This window comes from Rahnella woolbedingensis (assembly GCF_003602095.1).
Taxonomy (GTDB): Bacteria; Pseudomonadota; Gammaproteobacteria; order Enterobacterales; family Enterobacteriaceae; genus Rahnella; species Rahnella woolbedingensis.
The window spans coordinates 1-4,042 of sequence record NZ_RAHH01000068.1 but is presented as its reverse complement, the minus strand read 5'-3'; the positions used below and the strand labels follow the sequence as shown (position 1 = coordinate 4,042).

The 4,042-nt window shown below is 57.5% G+C and carries 4 protein-coding genes; 1 reads left to right on the top strand and 3 read right to left on the bottom strand.

Annotation, left to right across the window (positions count from 1 at the left end; translation table 11 throughout):
• Window positions 1-157 precede the first annotated feature (157 nt).
• Genes gpM through D6C13_RS25105 form a run of 3 tightly spaced genes read right to left on the bottom strand, consistent with a single transcriptional unit; the run spans window position 158 to window position 2,786 of the window.
• The gene (gpM, locus tag D6C13_RS25115) at window positions 158-814 is read right to left on the bottom strand and encodes a phage terminase small subunit (RefSeq protein ID WP_120135320.1); all 657 of its coding nucleotides are present in this window, start codon (window positions 812-814) and stop codon (window positions 158-160) included.
• Between the two features lie 11 nt (window positions 815-825).
• Window positions 826-1,890, bottom strand: a complete 1,065-nt coding sequence (locus tag D6C13_RS25110) for a phage major capsid protein, P2 family (protein WP_120135319.1) — start codon at window positions 1,888-1,890, stop codon at window positions 826-828.
• Window positions 1,891-1,934: 44 nt separating this feature from the next.
• Window positions 1,935-2,786 carry a GPO family capsid scaffolding protein gene (locus D6C13_RS25105; protein WP_120135318.1) on the bottom strand — a complete coding sequence of 284 codons (852 nt, stop codon included), beginning with the start codon at window positions 2,784-2,786 and terminating at the stop codon, window positions 1,935-1,937.
• A gap of 144 nt (window positions 2,787-2,930) precedes the next feature.
• On the opposite strand from D6C13_RS25105, the gene D6C13_RS25100 reads away from it, so the two are divergent.
• Window positions 2,931-4,042, top strand: a 1,112-nt coding sequence (locus tag D6C13_RS25100) for a terminase large subunit domain-containing protein (RefSeq protein ID WP_208642949.1), incomplete at its 3' end; no start/stop codon positions are given.

The following is a 4,042-nucleotide window of genomic DNA, read 5'->3' as shown; positions in this document are numbered from 1 at the left end:
GTGTTTTTAATCGCGGGTTCCGTCGCGGCGTCCGGCTTTGGTGCAGGTACAACAAGAGACATAATGACCTCTGAATGGGGGGCGGTGGACGCCAGCGTTGAACGGGGTCAAAGACCCGTCCCGGCTGGCGTGCCGCCCTGCGCGGGGCGCATTCTTTTTAGCTGCCGGATGCCTTTTTAATGGCAGACTCCAGGCGCTCAATGTCTTTTTTCACGCCTGATTTGCCGTCGAGAATTAAGGCACTTTTCAGACGCTCCAGGGCTAACGTGTTCTTGCCGCCGTCGCGGTAGAGATAGCCGATAATCTTGTGCAACTGGGCACGGACTTTATCGGGCATATCCTCAGCGTCAGTCAGTTTCAGCACGTCCAGCATCAGCTCAATGCTGACCGGTTCACCGGCGGTGCGGGCACGAACAGCCTGGTCGGTCACTTCCTCCGTGAAAGCGCATCCCGCCGTGCGGGTGCCGAATGGCATCGCCAGCCGGTGTTTAAAGGCGTAGCGGGCAATGTTCAGCGCACCGGCAATATCACCGGCGTCAATACGCCAGATCATGACGGTCATCAGGATGGCATCCTGTGCGCCGTTCCCTTCGGCGAGCACGCCCGACACCCACGGGGCGTATTCAGGCAACAGCTTGCGTTTTAACGCCGCCTTGTCCTGGAAGGACTGGATCTTGTGCAGTGCCTGTTTATCCGCATTGAGCTTTTGCATTTGCAGTTCGTAGCCGGTGGCATGGGTCAGCTGACCGGCGGCCTGCTGTGCGGCGATGATGGCGGACTGTCGCAACATGTGACGACGGCAAGGGCTGATCATGACGTCCCCCTTTATTCCGCTGATTCAGGCGCGGTGGTTTTGAAGGTGCCGAGCTGGATGTTTTCGACCAGGCAGCCGCCGCGATAGTCTTCCACCACGAAATCCTCATTAATGGATTCGTAGTTTTCGATGCGGTCACGCTTTGGCACTTCCTCAATGTGACGGCGGTGCGTGCCGTCCTGCCAGTAGATGGACAGGTTATCCAGGCGGGTGATCATGAAAGCATTGGCAGGGAAGCCCGGCACGCGCACCGCCGGTAAGTTACCGATGCGTTTCTGGCTGATAATCATATCCGCCGCCAGGCTTTCCGAGTTCTCCTGCGCCTTGTTCACCAATGGGAAATATTTGTCGGCCAGCAGCTGACGACCGCAGATCACCACCAGGCCGGTATCGTCCTGATAAATCGGGTCAACCATGTTGTTGGTGGCATCCATCACCAGCGCGTCCAGGTTCTCAAAGTCACCCCCGGCACCAACCCGGACGGTCGCAGAAATCACGGCGTCATCCTCGCCGAGAATTTTGCTCATCACGCGCTCCGGCGCATTGTTGCGGTACTTTTGCAGCCAGCCCACGTTCACGTCCTGCAACAGCGGGTTTTTGGTGCGGTTTGATGTCGCCGCACGCTCTACGCCGTTAAAGCCGATGGTGATGCGATCCAGCGCCTGGCGTTTCACGATGGCGTCACGTAAACGCGCCTGGAAATCCTGATAGCGCGCCCACAAATCCAGCGTGGCGTAGCGGAAATGGAAATCGTAGTTCGTCTGGCGGCACTCATAACCCTCAGCGGTCAGGGTATTAAAGTCCGCTGTCTGACGTTCACCGGTGCCGCTGGTGTCTGCGGTACTGGCAATCGAACCGGACACCCCCACGCCGACCTTTTCCCCCTTCATTTCGTCCACGGGGATGATGTTAATCATCTGGAGGAACGCGGAGGACTCCTGCACGCGGGTCATCAGCGTCTGCGTCACCGACGGCTCCACGCTGAATTTTTTATCCAGGTCGCCGGTGTCCACCGAGTTCAGCTCGGCGATGCGGGACAGGTAGGCGTTAAATTGAAAACGGGTTGTTTGTTTCATGCTTTTTTCCAAATGGGTTAACGGGTTAATCGCGAGCGTCGCGCTTAGCAGTCGGTGAAATGGGCTGCATCACCCTTGCCGCCGCCGCTTGAAACAGGGCGCTGCGTGTAGCTCTGCGGCGCGGACTTCTCCAGCTTGCCTTTGAGCGTGCTGAACTGTTCGCGGTCATCTGTCGCGGTTTGTTCCAGCGCGTTCAGGCGTTCCGTCAGTGAGGTTTGCAGCGCGGACAGCTTTTCATCAGTGGCTTGCAGGCCGGTTTCGACGTGCTCCACCACCACTTCCACGGCGTCATGCACGTCTTTAAAACGGGCGTCATCCGAGGCGGATTTGCTGGAAAGCAGCTGTTTCACGCGGGAGAACAGCGACGGCGCAGCCGGTTTTTCTTCTTCAAACTCGAACGCCGTTTCTTCAGCGACGGTAAAGAGGTTTCCGGCATCCTGTTTGCGGCTCGCCAGCGGGTTCTGCTGCGCCTTCGCGCTGAATTGCAGGTACTCGGTGCCGAGGCTGGCGGGGCTGTCGGTCACGGCCAGGCCGATCAGATAGGCTTTGCCGGTGTCGGAAAACGAGGGGTTCACTTCGATGGAGGTGTAAACCTTCTGGCGGGCTTTCACCAGCGACACTAAATCAGCCGTCGGGTCGATGTCGGCATACAGTGCCAGCTTGCCTTTCAGCGCACCGTCGGCAATTTCTTCGGCATAAACGCCGGTCACATCGCCGTACATGCGGAACGGGCTATCAGGGTAATAACCTTTGATGTGCTCCATGTTGATGCGCGCACCGTAGACCTTCGGGTCATAGGTCGCCGCCATCTGTTCAATCCAGTCGCGGGTGATTTCGCGGCCGTCGGTGGTTGCGCCTTCGGTACAGATACGAAAGCGCTTTGTTGCTTTTGCCATTTGTCGGACTCCGGTCGGTGTGTGCTTCTGAGAACCCCAAGTTTCCAGACACACGCCCGACACCGCCAGCCGATGCGGGTTGATGCTTGATGGCACAACGTGGGCAGCGCGAAAAGCCGCAGGCCAGCCGGTAACGTTGCAGCCATGAAAACGACAAACTCAACCCTCATCAGCGACCCACGGCGACAGGCGGCACTGCTTTACTGGCAGGGTTTTTCCGTTCGCCAGATTGCAGAAACGCTGACCCAAAAAATACCGACGGTGCAGAGCTGGAAAACGCGCGACGCCTGGGAGAACGCCGCGCCGATTTCCCGCGTGGAATCCAGCCTGGAAGCAAGACTGATCCAGCTTGTGACCAAAGACGTGAAGGGGAATGCGGATTACAAAGAGATTGATGCGTTAGGCCGGATGATTGAACGCCTCGCAAGGGTGAACCGCTACAGCCAGAGCGGGAACGAGGCCGATTTAAATCCGAAGATAGCCAACAGGAATAAGGGGGATCGCAAGAAGCCGACTAAGAACTTTTTCAGCGACGAAGCCCTGGAAAAGCTGGAGGATATTTTTCTGGCTCAGTGCTTCCAGTATCAGCGTATTTGGTACGACGCAGGGCTTAAACATCGTATCCGCGACATCCTCAAATCACGCCAGATTGGCGCCACGTTCTTCTTTGCCCGCGAAGCGCTGCTGCGCGCACTCGCCACCGGCCACAACCAAATTTTCCTGTCAGCCAGTAAAACCCAGGCGTACGTGTTTCGTGAGTACATCATTCAGTTTGCCCGCCAGGTCGATGTCGAGCTGACCGGCGACCCGATTGTGATCGGCAACAACGGGGCAAAGCTGATTTTCTTAGGCACCAACTCCAACACCGCCCAGAGCCATAACGGCGACCTGTACGTGGACGAAATCTTTTGGATCCCCAACTTCCAGAAACTGCGTAAGGTCGCCAGCGGCATGGCCTCGCAGGAACATCTGCGCACCACGTATTTCTCCACGCCGTCAGCGCTGACGCACGGCGCGTATCCGTTCTGGTCAGGCGAACTGTTCAACAAGGGACGGGAAGATCGCAACGACAGGATTGAGCTGGATATCAGCCATCACGCCCTGGCGAAAGGCCAGCTTTGCGGCGATGGCCAGTGGCGGCAAATCGTCACCATTGAGGATGCGCTGGCCGGTGGCTGCAACCTGTTCAACATCGACACGCTGAAGCAGGAAAACAGCGCCGAGGATTTCCGCAACCTGTTCATGTGTGAGTTTGT